Source organism: Pseudomonas furukawaii (assembly GCF_002355475.1).
Taxonomy (GTDB): Bacteria; Pseudomonadota; Gammaproteobacteria; order Pseudomonadales; family Pseudomonadaceae; genus Metapseudomonas; species Metapseudomonas furukawaii.
In genome coordinates this window covers 1,733,558-1,752,074 of the sequence record NZ_AP014862.1, presented here as the reverse complement: position 1 = coordinate 1,752,074, position 18,517 = coordinate 1,733,558, and the positions used below count along the sequence as shown (strand labels likewise).

General features: G+C 60.6%; 15 protein-coding genes, 4 pseudogenes and 1 other annotated feature. Of the genes and pseudogenes, 14 read left to right on the top strand and 5 right to left on the bottom strand.

What is annotated here, in order from left to right:
• Positions 1–65 precede the first annotated feature (65 nt).
• Positions 66–1,571 (bottom strand): group II intron reverse transcriptase/maturase, encoded by a 1,506-nt coding sequence (ltrA, locus tag KF707C_RS08205; protein ID WP_003450970.1) that lies wholly within the window; start codon positions 1,569–1,571, stop codon positions 66–68.
• A gap of 604 nt (positions 1,572–2,175) precedes the next feature.
• Positions 2,176–2,286 (bottom strand): annotated as a pseudogene (locus tag KF707C_RS08200) (IS5/IS1182 family transposase); the annotation flags it as partial.
• 315 nt (positions 2,287–2,601) lie between these two features.
• On the opposite strand from KF707C_RS08200, the pseudogene KF707C_RS08195 reads away from it, so the two are divergent.
• Positions 2,602–3,777 (top strand): annotated as a pseudogene (locus KF707C_RS08195) (IS3 family transposase).
• Positions 2,868–2,985: a sequence feature (AL1L pseudoknot), on the top strand. Its footprint overlaps the pseudogene before it by 118 nt.
• A gap of 157 nt (positions 3,778–3,934) precedes the next feature.
• Positions 3,935–4,123 (top strand): annotated as a pseudogene (locus KF707C_RS08190) (transposase domain-containing protein); the annotation flags it as partial.
• 55 nt (positions 4,124–4,178) lie between these two features.
• Here KF707C_RS08190 and nahR read toward each other — a convergent pair.
• Both nahR and KF707C_RS08180 read right to left on the bottom strand, forming a co-directional pair.
• The gene (nahR, locus tag KF707C_RS08185; RefSeq protein WP_017849601.1) at positions 4,179–5,081 is read right to left on the bottom strand and encodes an HTH-type transcriptional activator NahR; all 903 of its coding nucleotides are present in this window, start codon (positions 5,079–5,081) and stop codon (positions 4,179–4,181) included.
• A gap of 33 nt (positions 5,082–5,114) precedes the next feature.
• Positions 5,115–6,268, bottom strand: a protein-coding gene (locus tag KF707C_RS08180) for an IS3 family transposase (RefSeq protein WP_430458650.1) whose coding sequence is annotated in 2 segments (ribosomal slippage) — positions 5,115–6,031 and positions 6,031–6,268 — 1,155 coding nt in all. Because the reading frame shifts where the segments join, the coding sequence is not laid out codon by codon here.
• A gap of 191 nt (positions 6,269–6,459) precedes the next feature.
• Here KF707C_RS08180 and salA point away from each other — a divergent pair.
• The 11 genes from salA to KF707C_RS08125 all read left to right on the top strand — a co-directional run bounded on the left by salA (position 6,460) and on the right by KF707C_RS08125 (position 16,118).
• Positions 6,460–7,773 (top strand): salicylate 1-monooxygenase, encoded by a 1,314-nt coding sequence (gene salA, locus KF707C_RS08175; RefSeq protein WP_036993061.1) that lies wholly within the window; start codon positions 6,460–6,462, stop codon positions 7,771–7,773.
• A 442-nt stretch (positions 7,774–8,215) separates the two neighbouring features.
• Entirely contained in the window at positions 8,216–8,554 is a 339-nt protein-coding gene (locus KF707C_RS08170; RefSeq protein WP_003292091.1) for a 2Fe-2S iron-sulfur cluster binding domain-containing protein, read from the top strand.
• The gene (locus tag KF707C_RS08165; RefSeq protein ID WP_003292092.1) at positions 8,551–9,474 is read left to right on the top strand and encodes a catechol 2,3-dioxygenase; all 924 of its coding nucleotides are present in this window, start codon (positions 8,551–8,553) and stop codon (positions 9,472–9,474) included. Before KF707C_RS08170 ends, KF707C_RS08165 begins: the two co-directional genes overlap by 4 nt.
• 34 nt (positions 9,475–9,508) lie before the next feature.
• A complete protein-coding gene (locus KF707C_RS08160) occupies positions 9,509–10,969 on the top strand; it encodes a 2-hydroxymuconic semialdehyde dehydrogenase (protein WP_003292094.1) in 1,461 nt (486 codons plus the stop codon).
• A 10-nt stretch (positions 10,970–10,979) separates the two neighbouring features.
• Complete coding sequence (locus KF707C_RS08155) at positions 10,980–11,828, top strand: alpha/beta fold hydrolase (RefSeq protein ID WP_014819622.1); 849 nt, start codon at positions 10,980–10,982, stop codon at positions 11,826–11,828.
• A gap of 11 nt (positions 11,829–11,839) precedes the next feature.
• A complete protein-coding gene (gene dmpE / locus KF707C_RS08150; protein ID WP_003292096.1) occupies positions 11,840–12,625 on the top strand; it encodes a 2-oxopent-4-enoate hydratase in 786 nt (261 codons plus the stop codon).
• A 14-nt stretch (positions 12,626–12,639) separates the two neighbouring features.
• A complete protein-coding gene (locus KF707C_RS08145; RefSeq protein WP_003292099.1) occupies positions 12,640–13,563 on the top strand; it encodes an acetaldehyde dehydrogenase (acetylating) in 924 nt (307 codons plus the stop codon).
• A 12-nt stretch (positions 13,564–13,575) separates the two neighbouring features.
• Positions 13,576–14,616 (top strand): 4-hydroxy-2-oxovalerate aldolase, encoded by a 1,041-nt coding sequence (gene dmpG / locus KF707C_RS08140; protein ID WP_003450283.1) that lies wholly within the window; start codon positions 13,576–13,578, stop codon positions 14,614–14,616.
• Positions 14,613–15,407 (top strand): 2-oxo-3-hexenedioate decarboxylase, encoded by a 795-nt coding sequence (gene dmpH, locus KF707C_RS08135; RefSeq protein ID WP_017849598.1) that lies wholly within the window; start codon positions 14,613–14,615, stop codon positions 15,405–15,407. The genes dmpG and dmpH overlap by 4 nt, the downstream gene beginning before the upstream one ends.
• A gap of 48 nt (positions 15,408–15,455) precedes the next feature.
• On the top strand, positions 15,456–15,647 hold the full coding sequence (locus KF707C_RS08130; protein ID WP_003292102.1) for a 2-hydroxymuconate tautomerase: 192 nt from the start codon (positions 15,456–15,458) through the stop codon (positions 15,645–15,647).
• A 30-nt stretch (positions 15,648–15,677) separates the two neighbouring features.
• Positions 15,678–16,118 (top strand): GlcG/HbpS family heme-binding protein, encoded by a 441-nt coding sequence (locus KF707C_RS08125; protein ID WP_017849597.1) that lies wholly within the window; start codon positions 15,678–15,680, stop codon positions 16,116–16,118.
• A 188-nt stretch (positions 16,119–16,306) separates the two neighbouring features.
• Here the strand turns inward: KF707C_RS08125 and KF707C_RS08120 are convergent.
• A pseudogene (locus KF707C_RS08120) lies at positions 16,307–16,643 on the bottom strand (ISL3 family transposase); the annotation flags it as partial.
• Between the two features lie 307 nt (positions 16,644–16,950).
• Between KF707C_RS08120 and KF707C_RS08115 the strand changes: the two are divergent.
• Complete coding sequence (locus KF707C_RS08115) at positions 16,951–18,381, top strand: FAD-binding oxidoreductase (protein ID WP_003451223.1); 1,431 nt, start codon at positions 16,951–16,953, stop codon at positions 18,379–18,381.
• Positions 18,382–18,517: the final 136 nt, after the last annotated feature.

The following is an 18,517-nucleotide window of genomic DNA, read 5'->3' as shown; positions in this document are numbered from 1 at the left end:
AAGCAGGAGTGTTACCACCCCTGCCTCCCCTAAGAACCGTACGTGAGAGTCACCCCTCATACGGCTCAAGCCTTCCAGCAGCCTGAGTAAGACTGGGCAACCTGACGATGCGCTCTTCGGCGCTCAAGGTAAAACGTCCATGCCGGGTCGAACGGGTTCGCTGCACTGCATATTTTGATATGCCGCACGATCGAAACACTGGCGGCGGCATACAGCCAAGCGGGTTGACTCAAGCCGCGCGCTTTCTCCTGAGTGGCAAAAACCCAGTGCCGTTGACCTACGACACGAAAGTAGCGTTGTTTTACCCAATGGGCATTTTTCATGGCGTGCCGACGAACTGCCCAGCGCCATAGCACTTGCCAAATCTGATGGTCGATCCATGCGAAACGCTTGGCAGCGACAACATGGCGATGATACATGGTCCACCCTCGGATCACCGGGTTCAAGGTCAGGATCAAGTTAGCTTGAGTTGCCGTCTTGTTTGCGTTCGCGATTTCCCGCACCTTATCCAGCAATGCCTTCACACTCTTGCGAGCCGGAGTGATGAGTAGCTTGCCGGCGTACTTGCGTACGTTCTGGCCCAGAAAATCGAAGCCTTGTGAGATATGCGTTATCTGAGTCTTTTCATCAGAGAGTTCCAGTCCACGCTGTTTCAGGAACGCCTCAATTGCAGGACGAACCTGATGTTGCAGAACAGCTTGCGTGGCCCCTGTGATGATGAAGTCATCGGCATATCGTACGACGTGTATCTTGAATGGCTTACGCTTGCGCGCTGTCGAAGCCACGCTTGCATGGACGACATCTTCCAGGCCATCCAGCGTCCAATTCGCAAGTACCGGAGAGATGATCCCCCCTTGCGGGGTTCCTGCCTCCGTTGCGAACAAGGCTCCCTGATCGACATACCCCGCTCGAAGCCATTTGCGCAGAACCACCTTATCCATAGGCACATTGGCGAGCAGCCAATCGTGACTGATATTGTCGAAGCAGCCTCGAATGTCACCTTCAAGTACCCAATGCGCCGAACCACGTTTCGCCAGTGCATTGAAGCAATGTGCGATTGCATCGGCGGTGGATCGTTGCGACCGAAATCCATAGGAGTTGGGATCTGCACGCGTTTCGGCAACCGGCTCAAGTGCCAGTTTCCACAGCGCCTGCATCGCACGATCCCGCATCGTTGGAATCCCCAGCGGACGCTGCTTGCCATTGCTTTTGGGTATGTAGATGCGTCGCAGTGGTTGGGGCCGATAGCCCCGATGCTGTAACGCTTGTGCTCCCGTCGATTTGGCCACCGGAGTCGACCAGATCTTGCCATCAACGCCCGGTGTTCTCTTGCCTCTGTTTTCCGTCACTCGTTTCACGGCCAACATTTTGCCGCTGAACGAGCGAGTCAGCAGTCGCTGCAAGGCTTGCACCTTGCCCCACCTACCTTCCCGTGTTGCCTTGGCGATACGGACCTGGAGTCGTTTCACTTGCGACTCGATCTGGTTCCAGTGTTGGGGCCAGGCCGATATGAAGTTCGAAGGCGCACCAGTGCTCGCCGTTGCTTGCGCATTGGGTGCGAGCACTGCCATCTGCTTTCCTCCGTACAACGATTGATCAGGTTTTCTCGCCATGGAAGACCGTGTGGAAGTCTGCTCGCTTTCGCGCCAGATGATGTTTCAATCTGTATTCACCCCATTACAGGGTGACCTTCGCTTTTTCCACATTCCTTTACCCGCAGCATCAACAGCTTGCTTTACAGCTCACCTGCCGAAATCGGCAACGCTACGGGCTTACCCTGTTCCGCATGGATTTCCGAACGGGTCGGGCTCCTCGATTTCGCCGGCGGCACCACATCCACGAGGGGCTATCGGTAAGAGCCCCTGCCTGGCCGCACACCTTTTGGTTCAAGCCTGTCAGCATCTTTGGCTTGGCTATTATGACGACGTTTATATGAGGTTCACTTGTGTTAGCCGTACCCGTTCATCCCTAGCGCCTCTCCGCCTTGATGCTGGCAGATTCAGTCTGGCCTCGCGGTTCGACCTACCGAAATATCGGCGGTTACATTGTCCCCAGAGCTTCAGACCCGGCTGTTACCGGCCACGCCTGTCTGGGTAGGGAACGAGTGGTGGAACAGTCGGTTCCGTCGGGCGTTAACCTGCGGAACAGAAACCCATGCGACTTTCAGGTCGCACTGCCGAAGTAATATTGGTTACCCTTCTTGGTCTGGTGCATCTCCGGGTCGCGTTTGCCGTCCTTGTTCTTGGTCGAACTCGGCGCATTGATCACCGTGGCATCGACGATGGTTCAGAGCTTCCTTAACAGGGGCGGTGAGTTGCAACGTCTCATGCCGTGGCGTGAGAGCCCGCTCTGACCACGCTCCCATTAATGATGCCGTTGGGTGAAAAATAGAGAAGGCTGTTATATAAGTAAATAAGCGAATTTGTATAGATATCATCGCCGGCATGAATATTGAGGGGAAAGTATGCAGCTGCATGTGTCAAGGCCGATGTAAAACTGACCCACCTGGGCTAACGTCGCGGCCTTGTCGAGGCTGCTTATGTTGATCTGAACCGCCCCGGCTATCGCGGAGGCTCCACCTTTTGAGAAACTGGAGCCACTATGCCAAAGCCACCGAAGTTTTCCCCTGAAGTCCGCGAGCGTGCCGTACGGATGGTCTATGAAGTCCGTGAGTCGCATGCTTCCCAGTGGGCGGCCATTGAGGCGGTATCCAGCAAGATCGGTTGCACCGCTCAGACCTTGAGCAACTGGATTCGCAAGGCATCTTCCCCCTCAACACCCAATCCGTCGGTAGATCCTCGTATCAAAGAGCTGGAGCGCGAGATTCGCGAGCTCAAGCGGGCCAACGAGATTCTCAAGGTCGCCAGCGCTTTTTTCGCCCAGGCGGAGCTCGACCGCCGTTTGAAGTGATCTGGCTACTCATCGACGAGCACCGGAAAACCTTTGGGGGTCGAGCCAATGTGCAGCGTGCTGCAGGTGTCCCCATCGGCCTATCGACGCCATGCTGCGCGCTTACGCGACCGATCACGGCAATCAGCACGCGCAATACGTGACGAGGCGCTTACCGTGCAGATTCGTCGTGTCTGGCAAGAGAACTACGAGGTCTATGGTGCCCGAAAAATCTGGCGTCAGATGCTCCGCGAACGCCAGACCGTAGCGCGCTGCACAGTGGAGCGGTTGATGCGGGACATGGGGCTGCGTGGTGTAACACGAGGCAAGGCCGTGAAAACCACACGCGCTGACCCTAGCAATGCCAATCCCAGAGACTTGGTGAAGCGGCAGTTCACGGCTGAGCACCCCAACCAGCTCTGGGTGGCCGATTTCACCTTCGTTTCAACCTGGCAGGGGTTTGCCTACGTCGCGTTCATCGTGGATGTCTACTCCCGGTTTATCGTTGGCTGGCGTGTCAGTCGGCACATGCGCACGGAGTTTGTCCTCGATGCGCTCGAACAGGCACTTCACAGCTGTCGGCCTGAGCCGCACCGGCTGGTTCATCATAGCGACCGGGGCTCGCAAGCCGGCGTCGAGCCGTCGGTTGGCAATACCGGCGACAGCTACGACAACGCCTTGGCGGAGACCATCAACGGACTCTACAAGACCGAGTTGATCCACAAGCAAGGGCCATGGAAAACTGTAGAGGCTCTGGAATGGGAAACGCTGAAGTGGGTGACCTGGTTCAACCAACAGCGCTTGCTGGAACCGATTGGAAATAGGCCACCAGCGGAGTTTGAGGCACTATACGAACAGAGTCAGGCAGCAATCCCAGTTGCCGCCTGACTCAAATACGATAGCCTCCGCGAAACCCGGGGCGGTTCAAGCATTACAACGAGCAGCATCCGCACAGCGCTTTGAAATATCGCTCGCCGAGGGAATTCAGGCGCTTGGCAGTAGCATCAACGGGGAGTTGGTGTCCGGTTTGGTAGGGGCAAGTCCATCGAACTGGTTGTTTGCCGGGCCGCTACGCAGCGGCAAACGAGCGGCGGCGATCATGAGCCTGATCCGGTCGGCCCGCATGAACGGACATGATCCGTATGCCTATCTCAAGGACGTGCTGACACGGCTGCCTATGCAGCGGGCCAGTGAAATCGGCCAACTGCTGCCGCATCAGTGGGTACCTGCCTGAATCACGCAAGGTGAGTTCGGCGTACGCTTACGTATCGATCACCCCGGATTGTCACTCAATCCGAAAACAGCTCGAACATCAGTTGTCGCAACCAGATGTTGGCTAAATCCTTGTGATATTTTGCGTGCCAGAACATGTTAATGGGGATTTCTGGTAGGTCGATGGGGATTGGCAGCACATTCAAGCCGAAGGGCTCTACACAGCAGTCAGCGAAGCGCTCAGGTACGGTGGCGAGTAGCTCCGTATGCTGGAGGATATGGCCGACGGCGACGAAGTGCGGAACCTCTAGGCGAATGTCCCGCCGGATGCCAGCTCGCGCCATAAGGGAATCTACTTCGCCGTGGCCAGTGCTGGCGGCGATGACACGTATATGGCTGTAGGCACAGAAGCGCTCCAAGGTCAGTGGCTCTCTGGTGGCCGGGTGGTTCTTACGGCACAAGCACACGTAGCGGTTATGAAGAAGCCGACGCTGTAAGAAGCCGGCCTGTAGGTTGGGTAGCAGGCCTACGGCCAAATCTACTGTACCGTCTTGTAACGACTGTCCCAAACTCACCGAGCTGCCGCGTACCGTGCTGATTGTGCAATGGGGGGCCTTACGAGCGAGCGCATCTATTAACCGCGGCATGAAATATATCTCACCAATGTCGGTCATGGCCAAGGTGAAGGTACGCTCGCTGGTTAAAGGATCGAAGCGCTCTTCGTGATGTAGCGCTTCGCGCAGACTGTGCATGGCATGGGCGATAGGCTCAGCTAAATGTGCAGCATAGGGCGTAGGTTCCATGCCTTGGTGGGTACGCACGAACAGTTCGTCCTGCAGTGCGGTGCGCAGGCGCTTCAGGGCGTTGCTTACGGCAGGTTGGGTTAGGCCTAGGCTTTGCGCGACGATAGAGACACGCTTGTCGACCATCAACTGGTTGAATACTACCAGCAGGTTTAAATCCAGGTCATGCAGTTCCATGGAGCCTCGCTATGTTGGGACGTCGTCCGGGTTCTACCCCATTTCCACGGACGGTTTGAAAAGGGCTGAAAACTTCAGATCTTGCCTGGCGACTCTACGACGCATTCTCGGGTTGTGAAACCGCTCGATGTAATCGAATAGATCTGCTCGTGCTTCATCGCGAGTTCGATACGACTGATGGGCAACCCGCTCCCGTTTGAGCTGACCGAAGAAGCCTTCACAGGCAGCGTTGTCGCCGCAATGCCCGACGGCACTCATGCTGCAAACCAGCGTGTTGCGATTCAGAAAGCGCTGGTAGTCAGCACTGGTGAATTGGCTGCCGCGATCCGAATGCAGGATCACTGACCAGTCACCCTGGCGCTGCCAGATTGCCATCTCCACTGCTCGGATCACCATTTGCCGATCCTGGCGGTGATGCATCGACCAACCGATCACCAGCTTGCTGTACAGGTCGAGCACTACGCACAGGAAGAGTTTGCCTTCCAGTGTGGCTATTTCCGTGATGTCCGTGACCCACTTGCGCTCCGGTTCCTGTGCAGTGAAATCGCGCTCCAGGAGGTTTTTCACGCCTGCTGGGCGGCCACTGACGGCTCTTCCGAAGCCACGTCGTTTCCGGCGTGGCCAGCCTTGAATTCGCTCAGCCGCCATCAGGCGAGCAACTCGGTTCAGGCTGACGACTTCGCCCTCGTCGAGCAAATCCTCGTGCATTCGTGGCGCTCCAATCACGCCCCGGCTGTCCTCGTGAATCTCCCGAATGCGCTTCACCAAGCGCGCATTCTCCTGAGCTCGCGCACTTGGTTCACGATCCTGCCAGGCGTAATAGCCGCTGGCAGAAACCTTCAGGCAACGGCACATCAATCGTACCGGGTACTCGTTGCGGCAGCGCTGGATCACCGTGTACCGCTCGATGACTCCTTGGCAAAGTACGCTGCCGCGTCTCTTAAAAAATCACGTTCCTTGGTTACTCGGGCCAACTCGCGCTTGAGACGGGCAAGCTCCTCATCCCGCGGACTTCCCGTTCCAGGGAAGACTTTCTCAGTGCCTGGTTGCGCCTCCCGAACCCAGCGGGTGAGCAGGTTGGGAGCCACACCAATCTCTAGGGCCACCTGTCGGCAGCTGGCCCCTGAACGACGAACTAGCTCGATGGCTTCCCGCTTGAACTCGGGACTGTATTTCTTGCGCTTCATGAACACTCCTTCAGCTCGGTGTGAGCTTACTTGAAAGTGTCCGTGCTAACGGGGTAGAACCCTCCTGCCAAAGCGGCAGCATCGTACATTCTCCCCATGAATATATAATATAGGGATTAGTGTATTTATCAATAGTTATGGCTTCGCTACTGTTGAAGATATCCCAATAATAAAGCCATGACAGGTATTGCATGAACGACATGAACGCTAAGAAACCAGCCTTGCGCGTCGCTATAGTCGGCGGCGGAATTTCAGGCCTTGCCTTGGCATTGAGCTTGTGCAAACACTCCCATCTTAATGTGCAGCTATTCGAGGCTGCCCCGGCGTTCGGTGAAGTCGGTGCTGGTGTGTCCTTCGGGCCTAACGCAGTGCGCGCCATTGTCGGTTTGGGTTTGGGTCAAGCCTACTTTCAGGTTGCTGATCGGACTCCGCAGCCTTGGGAGGATATTTGGTTTGAATGGCGGCGCGGTAGCGATGCCAGCTATCTAGGCGCCACCATTGCGCCGGGCGTAGGTCAGTCCTCTGTACACAGGGCTGATTTCCTTGACGCCCTAGTAAAACACCTTCCAGAAGGTATCGCCCAATTTAGGAAGCGTGCCACCCAAATCGAGCAGCAGGGTGATGAACTGCAAGTGCTATTCGCCGACGGCACAGAGTACCGCTGCGATCTTCTAATCGGCGCCGACGGCATTAAGTCAGCGCTTCGTAGCTATGTGCTGGAAGGTCAGGGGCTGGATCATTTAGAACCACGTTTTAGCGGTACCTGTGCATACCGGGGCATGGTAGATAGCCTGCAACTGCGCGAAGCCTATAGAATAAATGGCATTGACGAGCACTTGGTGGATGTCCCGCAGATGTACTTAGGGCTCTATGGCCATATTCTTACCTTCCCGGTGAGAAAAGGCCGCATTGTCAACGTGGTAGCGTTCACCTCCGACCGTAGCCAGCCGGAACCGACTTGGCCCGCGGACGCTCCCTGGGTACGGGAAGCGAGCCAGCGCGAGATGCTCGATGCGTTCGCGGGCTGGGGCGATGCCCCGCGCGCCTTACTGGAGTGCATCCCGGCGCCAACTCTCTGGGCACTGCATGACCTGCCGGAACTGCCAGGCTACGTACACGGTCGGGTTGCCCTGATCGGCGACGCAGCGCACGCCATGCTGCCGCACCAAGGGGCCGGTGCAGGGCAAGGGCTTGAGGACGCCTATTTCCTCGCCCGGCTGTTGGGCGATAGTCGGACCGAAACAGGCAACCTCCCCGAGCTGCTTGGAGCTTACGACGACCTGCGCCGCCCTCATGCCTGTCGTGTGCAACGAACCACTGTGGAAACCGGCGAGTTATACGAGTTGCGCGACCCCATTGTAGGTGCGGACGAACAGCTGGTGGGGGAAATACTGGCGACTCGTTTCGACTGGCTATGGAACCATGATCTCGATGCCGATGTGGCTGAGGCCCGACTGCGCATGGGTTGGGAGGCGCATGAGCAAATTGCGCTGCGTCAAGGGTAAGAGGCCGTGTCGATAGTGGCTAAGGTTTCGAAGGCGAGTAATTGAAGTGTTTTCTGCGAACGGGTTACGTGATACACATAGGCTTGCGTTTAGTGCTAGGTGCAAAATATCACTTTGTTTCAGCCGCTAGGCCGACGCCCATGGGAGCCGTTGGATCTGTAAATATAGTTAGATTCTGATCTAAGCACAGGCAGCCACCGCATTGGTGCCAGTGGACCGCAGATACCACGGTAACCCATTAGGATTTCATACATGCTGCGCCAAAGAGCATCGCTAGAGAGAACAATGCAAACCAATAACAAGAGTTCGTTCCGTTACACCTTAATAATCAGCGCTCCCGCGATGACAATCAATACTTCCCTAGCAATCGCCAAACTGGTCAGGACTTGTATTTGGAGGTCCTGCAGCGGTGCCCACTGACGCACATGCCGACGGAGGCGGGATGCCAACGGTCTTTGAAATCACTGTACGGCCTGATGGGGAGAGCTTCGTCTGCCAGCCGCAGCAGTCAGTGCTTCGTGCTATGGAGGCCCAGAACAAGCACTGCCTACCAGTTGGCTGTCGCGGCGGCGGGTGCGGCCTGTGTAAGGTGCGGGTGCTGACCGGTGATTACGAATGCGGGCGTATGAGCTGCAAGCACGTACCGGTAGAGGCCCGCGAACAAGGCTACGCCCTGGCCTGCCGACTGTTTGCCCGTAGCGATCTATGTATCGAGCGTTATTCAAAGCCGTGCTATGAAAATACGGTCGACCCACAACAAAGAGAAAAGGTGACGTCATGAACAAAGGTATAATGCGCCCCGGCCATGTGCAGCTGCGTGTACTGGACATGAGCAAGGCCCTGGAACACTACGTCGAGTTGCTGGGCCTGATCGAGATGGACCGTGACGATCAGGGCCGTGTCTATCTCAAGGCTTGGACCGAAGTTGACAAATTCTCCGTGGTGCTACGCGAAGCCGACGAACCTGGTATGGATTTTATGGGTTTCAAGGTTGTGGATGAGGATGCTCTCCGGCAACTGGAGCGGGATCTGACGGCATATGGCTGTGCCGTTGAGCAGCTACCCGCAGGTGAGCTGAACAGTTGTGGCCGGCGCGTGCGCTTCCAGGCACCCTCCGGGCATCACTTCGAGTTGTATGCAGACAAGGAATATACTGGAAAGTGGGGTGTGAATGAGGTCAATCCCGAGGCATGGCCGCGCGATCTGAAAGGCATGGCGGCTGTGCGTTTCGATCATTGCCTACTGTATGGCGACGAATTGCCGGCGACCTATGACCTGTTCACCAAGGTGCTCGGCTTCTATCTGGCCGAACAGGTGCTGGACGAAAATGGCACGCGCGTCGCCCAGTTCCTCAGTCTGTCGACCAAGGCCCACGACGTGGCCTTCATTCACCATCCGGAAAAAGGCCGCCTCCATCATGTGTCCTTCCACCTCGAAACCTGGGAAGACGTGCTTCGCGCCGCCGACCTGATCTCCATGACCGACACCTCTATCGACATCGGCCCGACCCGTCATGGCCTGACCCACGGCAAGACCATCTACTTCTTCGACCCGTCCGGTAACCGCAGCGAGGTGTTCTGCGGCGGCAACTACAGCTATCCGGATCACAAGCCGGTGACCTGGCTGGCTAAGGACCTGGGCAAGGCGATCTTCTATCACGACCGTGTGCTCAACGAACGATTCATGACCGTGCTGACCTGATGGTTCGGTTCGACTTATTGCAGAGATTGCGCAGATGAAAGAGATCAAGCATTTCATTAACGGTGCCTTCGTCGATTCGGCCAGCGGCCGCACCTTCGAGGACATCAACCCGGTCAATGGCCAGGTGATCGGCCGCGTGCACGAGGCCGGCCGCGCCGAGGTCGACGCCGCGGTCAGGGCGGCACGCGCTGCGCTGAAGGGACCATGGGGGAAGATGACGGTGGCCGAGCGCGCTGAGATTCTGCATCGCGTGGCCGATGGCGTCACGGCGCGCTTCGATGAGTTTCTCGAGGCCGAATGCCTGGACACCGGCAAGCCCAAATCCCTGGCCAGCCACATCGACATTCCGCGCGGCGCGGCCAATTTCAAGGTGTTCGCCGACCTGATCAAGAACGTGCCGACCGAAGCCTTCGAGATGGCCACCCCGGACGGCGCCGGTGCACTCAACTACGGCGTGCGCCGGCCCAAGGGGGTGATCGGCGTGATCAGCCCGTGGAACCTGCCGCTGCTGCTGATGACCTGGAAAGTCGGCCCGGCCCTGGCCTGCGGCAACTGCGTGGTGGTCAAACCATCCGAGGAAACCCCGCTGACCGCCACCCTGCTCGGCGAGGTGATGCAGGCCGCCGGTGTGCCGGCCGGCGTGTACAACGTGGTGCACGGTTTCGGCGGCGATTCGGCCGGGGCCTTCCTCACCGAGCACCCGGACGTCGACGCCTACACCTTCACCGGCGAGACCGGCACCGGCGAAACCATCATGCGCGCCGCGGCCAAGGGCGTGCGCCAGGTGTCGCTGGAGCTGGGCGGCAAGAACGCCGGCATCGTCTTCGCCGACTGTGACCTGGACAAGGCCATCGAGGGCACCCTGCGCTCGGCCTTCGCCAACTGCGGCCAAGTCTGCCTGGGCACCGAGCGGGTGTATGTCGAGCGGCCGATCTTCGACGCGTTCGTCGCCCGCCTGAAGGCCGGCGCCGAAGCGTTGAAGATCGGCGAACCGAACGATCCAGAGGCCAATTTCGGCCCGCTGATCAGCCACAAGCACCGTGAAAAAGTCCTCAGTTACTACCAGCAGGCAGTCGACGACGGCGCCACCGTTGTCACCGGCGGCGGCGTGCCGGAGATGCCGGCGCACCTGGCCGGCGGCGCCTGGGTGCAGCCGACCATCTGGACCGGCCTGACCGACGATTCGGCGGTGGTCACCGAGGAAATCTTCGGCCCCTGCTGCCATATCCGCCCGTTCGACAGCGAGGAGGAAGCCATTGAACTGGCCAACAGCCTGCCTTACGGCCTGGCCTCGGCGATCTGGACCGAGAACGCTTCGCGCGCCCACCGCGTCGCCGGGCAGATCGAGGCCGGCATCGTCTGGGTCAACAGCTGGTTCCTGCGCGACCTGCGCACCGCCTTCGGCGGCAGCAAGCAGTCGGGCATCGGGCGCGAAGGGGGTGTGCACTCGCTGGAATTCTACACCGAGCTGAAAAACATCTGTGTGAAACTCTGAGGAGCTGGCCATGAACGCACCGCAGCAAAGCCCTGAAATCGGTCGCGAAATCCTCGCCGCTGGCTACCGCACCAACCTGCATGATCAGGGCGAAGGCTTCCCGGTTCTGCTGATCCACGGCTCCGGGCCGGGCGTCACCGCCTGGGCCAACTGGCGCGGGATCATTCCGCAGCTGGCGCAGACGCGCCGGGTGGTCGCTCCGGACATGCTCGGCTTCGGCTACAGCGAACGTCCGGCCGATGGACAATACAGCCAGGCGCGCTGGGTCGAGCATGCCATCGGCGTGCTCGACGCCCTCGGCATCCAGCAGGCCGACATCGTCGGCAACTCGTTCGGCGGCGGGCTGGCGCTGGCACTGGCCATCCGTCACCCCGAGCGCGTGCGCCGGCTGGTGCTGATGGGCAGCGTCGGCGTGGCCTTTCCGATCACCGAGGGGCTGGAAATGGCGTGGGGCTACACGCCGTCGCTGGCCAACATGCGCAGGCTGCTCGATCTGTTCGCCCACGACCGCACCCTGGTCAACGACGAGCTGGCCGAGCTGCGCTACCAAGCCAGCATCCGCCCGGGCTTCCAGGAGTCGTTCGCCGCGATGTTCCCGCCGCCACGGCAGAACGGAGTCGACGATCTGGCCAGCAACGAGGCCGATATCCGCGCCCTGCCCCACGAAACCCTGGTCATCCATGGCCGCGAGGATCGGATCATCCCGCTGCAGGCTTCGCTGACCCTCGCGCAGTGGATTCCCAACGCCCAACTCCACGTCTTTGGCCATTGCGGCCACTGGACCCAGATCGAACACGCCGAGCGTTTCGCCCGCCTGGTCGAGAATTTCCTCGCCGAGGCCGACGCCCTCCATTCCTGAGAGAGACCGATATGGACAAGACATTGATCAACGAACTCGGCGACGAGCTCTACCAGGCGATGGTCCAGCGCGAGACCGTGTCGCCGCTGACCAGCCGCGGCTTCGACATCACGGTCGAGGACGCCTACCACATCTCCCTGCGCATGCTCGAACGCCGCCTGGCGGCCGGCGAGCGGGTGATCGGCAAGAAGATCGGCGTCACCAGCAAGGCCGTGCAGAACATGCTCAGCGTGCACCAGCCGGACTTCGGCTACCTCACCGATGCCATGGTCTACAACAGCGGCGAGGCAATGCCGATCAGCGAGCGGCTGATCCAGCCACGCGCCGAGGGCGAGATCGCCTTCATCCTCAAGAAGGATTTGATGGGGCCGGGCGTGACCAACGCCGACGTGCTGGCTGCCACCGAATGCGTGATCCCCTGCTTCGAAGTGGTCGATTCGCGCATCCAGGACTGGAAGATCAAGATCCAGGACACCGTCGCGGACAACGCCTCCTGCGGGCTGTTCGTGCTGGGGGACCAGGCCGTCTCACCGCGCCAGGTCGATCTGGTCACCTGCGGCATGCTGGTTGAGAAGAACGGCCAGCTGCTCTCCACCGGCGCTGGAGCGGCTGCGCTCGGCTCGCCGGTCAACTGCGTGGCCTGGCTGGCCAACACCCTCGGCCACTTCGGCATTGGCCTCAAGGCCGGCGAAGTGATCCTGTCCGGCTCGCTGGTTCCGCTGGAACCGGTCAAGGCCGGTGATTTCATGCGCGTCGAGATCGGCGGCATCGGCAGCGCCTCCGTGCGCTTCATCTGATCGAGGACAGCCTGATGAGCAAGAAACTGAAAGCCGCCATTATCGGCCCGGGCAACATCGGCACAGATCTGGTGATGAAGATGCTGCGTTCCGAGTGGATCGAGCCGGTCTGGATGGTCGGCATCGACCCCGAGTCCGATGGCCTCAAGCGCGCCCGCGAGTTCGGCCTGAAGACCACCGCCGAGGGCGTCGACGGCCTGCTGCCGCACGTGCTCGAGGACGATATCCGCATCGCCTTCGATGCCACCTCCGCCTATGTACACGCCGAGAACAGCCGCAAGCTCAACGAGCTGGGCGTGCTGATGGTCGACCTGACCCCGGCCGCCATCGGCCCGTACTGCGTGCCGCCGGTGAACCTCAAGCAGCATGTCGGCACGCTGGAAATGAACGTCAACATGGTCACCTGTGGTGGCCAGGCCACCATCCCGATGGTCGCCGCGGTATCGCGCGTGCAGCCGGTGGCCTACGGCGAGATCGTCGCCACCGTGTCCTCGCGCTCCATCGGCCCGGGCACCCGCAAGAACATCGACGAGTTCACCCGCACCACCGCCGGCGCCATCGAGCAGGTCGGCGGGGCCAAGGAAGGCAAGGCGATCATCGTCGTCAACCCGGCCGAGCCGCCGCTGATGATGCGCGACACCATCCACTGCCTGACCGAAACCGAACCGGACCAGGATGCGATCACCGCATCGGTCCACGCGATGATCGCCGAGGTGCAGAAGTACGTGCCCGGCTACCGGCTGAAGAATGGCCCGGTATTCGACGGCAACCGCGTCTCGATCTTCATGGAGGTCGAGGGCCTGGGCGACTACCTGCCCAAGTACGCCGGCAACCTCGACATCATGACCGCCGCCGCCCTGCGCACCGGCGAGATGTTCGCCGAGGAAATCGCCAGCGGCACCATTCAACTGCCACGTCGTGAAGCGGCACTGGCCTAAAGGAGTCGCACCATGAATCTGCAAGGCAAGAACGTCACCCTGCACGACATGAGCCTGCGCGACGGCATGCACGCCAAGCGCCACCAGATCAGCCTCGAGCAGATGATCGCGGTCGCCACCGGCCTCGACGCCGCCGGCATGCCACTGATCGAGATCACCCACGGCGACGGCCTCGGCGGTCGCTCGATCAACTACGGTTTCCCCGCGCACAGCGACGAGGAATACCTGCGTGCGGTGATCCCGCGCCTCAAGCAGGCCAAGGTATCCGCCCTGCTGCTGCCGGGCATCGGCACGGTCGACCACCTGAAGATGGCGCTCGACTGTGGCGTCTCCACCATTCGAGTGGCCACGCATTGCACCGAGGCCGATGTCTCCGAGCAGCACATCGGCATGTCGCGCAAGCTGGGCGCCGATACCGTCGGCTTCCTGATGATGGCGCACATGATCAGCGCGGAAAAAGTGCTGGAGCAGGCGCGGCTGATGGAAAGCTACGGCGCCAACTGCATCTATTGCACCGACTCCGCCGGCTACATGCTGCCCGATGAAGTCAGCGAGAAGATCGGCCTGCTGCGCGCCGAGCTGAACCCGGCCACCGAGATCGGCTTCCACGGCCACCACAACATGGGCATGGCCATCGCCAACTCGCTGGCGGCCATCGAGGCCGGCGCCTCGCGCATCGACGGCTCGGTCGCAGGGCTAGGCGCGGGTGCCGGCAACACCCCGCTGGAAGTCTTCGTCGCGGTGTGCAAGCGCATGGGCGTGGAAACCGGCATCGACCTCTACAAGATCATGGATGTGGCCGAAGACCTCGTCGTGCCGATGATGGACCAGCCGATCCGCGTCGACCGCGATGCGCTGACCCTGGGCTATGCCGGCGTATACAGCTCATTCCTGCTGTTCGCCCAGCGCGCCGAGAAGAAATACGGCGTGCCGGCCCGCGACATTCTGGTCGAGCTGGGGCGCCGCGGCACCGTCGGTGGCCAGGAAGACATGATCGAAGACCTCGCCCTGGATATGTCCCGGGCCCGCCAGAACCAGAAGGTGAGCGCATGAACCGTACCCTCAACCGCGAGCAGGTGCTGGCCCTGGCCGAGCACATCGAGAACGCCGAATTGCAGGCCCATGACATCCACAAGGTCACCAACGACTATCCCGAGATGACCTTCGCCGATGCCTACGACATCCAGTGGGAAATCCGCCGGCGCAAGGAGGAGCGCGGCAACAAGATCGTCGGCCTGAAGATGGGCCTGACCTCATGGGCGAAGATGGCACAGATGGGCGTGGAGACGCCGATCTACGGCTTTCTCGCCGACTACTTCAGCGTGCCCGACGGCGGCACGGTGGACTGTTCCAAGCTGATCCACCCCAAGATCGAGGCGGAAATCGCGGTGGTCACCAAGGCACCGCTGGTCGGGCCTGGTTGCCATATCGGCGACGTGATCGCCGCGGTCGACTACGTGATCCCCACCGTCGAGGTAATCGACTCGCGCTATGAGAATTTCAAGTTCGACCTGATCAGCGTGGTGGCCGACAACGCCTCGTCGACCCGCTACATCACCGGAGGCCGCATGGCCAACCTCGAGGAGGTCGACCTGCGCACTCTCGGCGTGGTGATGGAGAAGAACGGCGAGGTGGTGGAACTTGGTGCCGGCGCCGCAGTGCTCGGCCATCCGCTGTCCAGCGTGGCCATGCTGGCCAACCTGCTGGCAGAGCGCGACGAACACATACCGGCCGGCACCTTCATCATGACTGGCGGCATCACCGCCGCCGTCGCAGTAGCGCCGGGCGACAACATCACCGTGCGCTACCAGGGGCTTGGCAGCGTCTCCGCGCGCTTCGTCTGAGCCATCCGGCCGCCCTGCCCGGGCGGCCTCTTCTTCAGGAGGCACACCATGCCTATTGCCCAGATCCACATCCTTGAAGGCCGCAGCGACGAGCAGAAGGAAACCCTCATTCGCGAAGTCAGCGAGGCCATCTCGCGCTCCCTGGATGCGCCGCTGACCAGCGTGCGAGTGATTATAACCGAGATGCCCAAAGGCCACTTCGGCATCGGCGGCGAAAGCGCCAAGGCCATTGGTCGATGAACCTGCCTCCTCCTGCACAGAGTCCGGCACATGAGAACAACGAATCAACGCTCGCTGCACTGGGAAGCCGCCTATGCCGCCACCCGTGCGGCCGTGGCACATGCAGAGAAGCTAGGCGTGCGCATTAACGTCTGCGTGGTTGACCACTCCGGCCTGCCGTTGGCCTATCTCCGCATGAACGGCGCCTTTCTACATTCACGGGAAATTGCCGAAGACAAGGCATACACCGCCGTGAGCTTCGGCTTCTCCACCCGCGACTGGCTCGACGTGCTGGGTGACAACCCGCGCCTGCGCATCGGCCTGCCAAGACGCGAGCGGCTGGTGGTGTTCGGCGGGGGCCTGCCGATCCTGCTCGATGGTGAATGCATCGGCGGCATCGGCGTCTCTGGGGCCGACGAGGGGCAGGACGAAGCCTGCGCGGCAGCGGGCTTGGCGGCCATAGGGCATCATGAGGCATCCAGTTTGGGGTAGAGGCAGATTTTGACTTTCGCGCCCGAACGCATCATGCGGCTGGCTTCCAGAAGGGAAATCAGCAGCATTGATTGGCCTTCTGATCTCTTTAGGCGGTTTCGGTAATAAGCGGAGCGAGAAACAGATCAGCCGATGGATGCTAGGTCGGCAAGCCCGTTCAGTTTGGCGGTGGCAGATAGACCGTGGGCCAATGGCTGGTTGGCGGCGAGCAATTCCTGCAACTGCACGGCTTGGCCGCCCTTGAGGTGCTCAGCGTTGCGCAGCAGCAGCCAGCGGCTGCGCTTGACCACCTTGCGCGCTGGTTTGTTATCGCGCAAGGTGGTTGGCCTGGTCGACGCGGATACGGTCGATCACCTCACGACCGTAGCGCGCCACCCCATGGAACAGGTCGTACACCACTTCGGCTTGAGGGCAGTGCCGCTTCACTTCCAGGTCGAAAGCGGTGTTCATGTCCATGGCGACCGCCTCGATATGCCGGCAGTGCTCACCGAGCCACTCGAAGAATGGGCGAATCGCCTGGCGGCTGCATAGCGACAGCAGGGTGTGGGGGTTGGGATGTTTAGCGACTGCCAATCTACCCACTTCCTCGCCTGTTACTAATGAGGAACAAAGTATCCGAACATCGCAATAATATTCGCGGTATTGTCTGACATCATAAAAACACAAAAGCATCAGCGTGTTATGGGTTTCACGGATACTTATCGGAAAACTTTTTGACTGTCCGGATACAAAATTTCGGGTTAGTAACTCGCTCTTTCCCCAGAATCCGCGGCCGCCCATTATAAAGGCTGGACACGCTGGCCGTTCCATAAACTGGAAGAGGAGTCTCTTCATGAACATCACTGCATCGGAACCGGCGTCCGGGCCCTGGAACCCTAAACGAATTCTGGCCGCGCTGCGCGCCGACGCCAGCATCGGCGAAGTGCTGGCGGGCGCCGACATCGAGGCCCGGTACCTGAACGACTGGAGCGGCGAGGAAGGCGGCAGGCCGCTGGCCTTGGTGCGCCCGCACGACACCGCCGAAATTGCGCGCGTGATGGCATTATGCCATGCAGGACGCTGCCCGGTGGTGCCGCAGGGCGGGCTGACCGGCCTGGCCGGCGGTGCCACGCCGATAGAAGGCTGCGTGCTCGTTTCACTGGAGCGCATGTCCGGCGTGGTCGAACTGGACCCTGCCTCAGCCACCATGACCGTGCTGGCCGGCACGCCGCTGCAGGTCGTTCAGGAAGCCGCGCAGGCGGCGGGCTTTCTGTTCGCGCTGGACCTGGGCGCGCGCGGCTCATGCCAGATCGGCGGCAACATCGCCACCAATGCGGGCGGCAACCGCGTGATCCGCTACGGCATGGCGCGCGACCTGGTGCTGGGACTGGAAGCCGTGCTGCCCGACGGAACCGTGCTGTCCATGATGAACAAGATGGTCAAGAACAATGCCGGCCCCGATCTGAAGCATCTGTTCATCGGCACCGAGGGCACGCTGGGCATCATCACGCAGGCCGTGCTCCGCCTGCATCCGGGCGTCTCGGGCGCCAATACCGCGTTGGTAGCCGCGCCCGATTTCGGCTCGGCCATCAAGCTGCTGCGCCATGCGCAGCACCTCCTGGGCGGCCGGGTCAGCGCATTCGAGATGATGTGGCAGGACTACTATGCCGCGGCCACAACCGCCGGCGGCATCGCCGCGCCGCTGCCGGCCACGTATCCACTATACGTGCTGCTGGACCTGCAGGCGGCCGCACCCGAAGAGGATGCGGCGCGCTTCGAGGCGATGTTGGAACACGCGCTGGCCGAAGGCTGGATCGCCGACGCCGCCGTGGCCCAATCTCACACGCAGACCCAAGCCTTCTGGGAACTGCGCGATGCCATCTCCGAGATGCTGCGCACCTTCGCGCCCACCATCAACTTCGACGTGTCCGCGCCCATCTCGGGCATCGAGGAATGCGTGGCCCGGATGCGCGAGGCGCTGGCGCGCGATTTCCCCGGCGTTCGGGCGATCTACTTCGGCCACGTCGGCGACGGCAACGTGCATATCGTGGTGGGTTCGCTGCCGACTGACGACCGCAAGACCGAACAGCGCATCGAGGCCGCATTCTACGCTATCGTGCGCAGCCTGTCGGGATCGGTCTCGGCCGAGCACGGCATTGGGCTGCACAAGCGGCCGTGGTTGCACTACAGCCGCAATCCGGCGGAGCTGTCCTTGATCGCGACGGTGAAGCGCGCGCTCGATCCGCACGGGATCATGAATCCGGGGAAGATTCTGGCGTCTTGAGTGGGGGTGGTGGCGGCGGTCGCCGCCTGATGGGTGCTGCAAGAGATTTTTTTGAAGAAAAAATTTACGGTCACCCCGTTTCTGCAATACTGACCAGCGATGATTCTATGGCTTGCGTAAATCTATCCGGCGTCTC

What these genes read in the sequence shown, in the direction of transcription:
- ltrA (WP_003450970.1), bottom strand. Translation starts at nt 1,571, where the DNA reads ATGGCAGTGCTCGCACCCAATGCGCAAGCAACGGCGAGCACTGGTGCG.
- nahR (WP_017849601.1), bottom strand. Translation starts at nt 5,081, where the DNA reads ATGGAACTGCATGACCTGGATTTAAACCTGCTGGTAGTATTCAACCAG.
- salA (WP_036993061.1), top strand. Translation starts at nt 6,460, where the DNA reads ATGAACGACATGAACGCTAAGAAACCAGCCTTGCGCGTCGCTATAGTC.
- KF707C_RS08170 (WP_003292091.1), top strand. Translation starts at nt 8,216, where the DNA reads ATGCCAACGGTCTTTGAAATCACTGTACGGCCTGATGGGGAGAGCTTC.
- KF707C_RS08165 (WP_003292092.1), top strand. Translation starts at nt 8,551, where the DNA reads ATGAACAAAGGTATAATGCGCCCCGGCCATGTGCAGCTGCGTGTACTG.
- KF707C_RS08160 (WP_003292094.1), top strand. Translation starts at nt 9,509, where the DNA reads ATGAAAGAGATCAAGCATTTCATTAACGGTGCCTTCGTCGATTCGGCC.
- KF707C_RS08155 (WP_014819622.1), top strand. Translation starts at nt 10,980, where the DNA reads ATGAACGCACCGCAGCAAAGCCCTGAAATCGGTCGCGAAATCCTCGCC.
- dmpE (WP_003292096.1), top strand. Translation starts at nt 11,840, where the DNA reads ATGGACAAGACATTGATCAACGAACTCGGCGACGAGCTCTACCAGGCG.
- KF707C_RS08145 (WP_003292099.1), top strand. Translation starts at nt 12,640, where the DNA reads ATGAGCAAGAAACTGAAAGCCGCCATTATCGGCCCGGGCAACATCGGC.
- dmpG (WP_003450283.1), top strand. Translation starts at nt 13,576, where the DNA reads ATGAATCTGCAAGGCAAGAACGTCACCCTGCACGACATGAGCCTGCGC.
- dmpH (WP_017849598.1), top strand. Translation starts at nt 14,613, where the DNA reads ATGAACCGTACCCTCAACCGCGAGCAGGTGCTGGCCCTGGCCGAGCAC.
- KF707C_RS08130 (WP_003292102.1), top strand. Translation starts at nt 15,456, where the DNA reads ATGCCTATTGCCCAGATCCACATCCTTGAAGGCCGCAGCGACGAGCAG.
- KF707C_RS08125 (WP_017849597.1), top strand. Translation starts at nt 15,678, where the DNA reads ATGAGAACAACGAATCAACGCTCGCTGCACTGGGAAGCCGCCTATGCC.
- KF707C_RS08115 (WP_003451223.1), top strand. Translation starts at nt 16,951, where the DNA reads ATGAACATCACTGCATCGGAACCGGCGTCCGGGCCCTGGAACCCTAAA.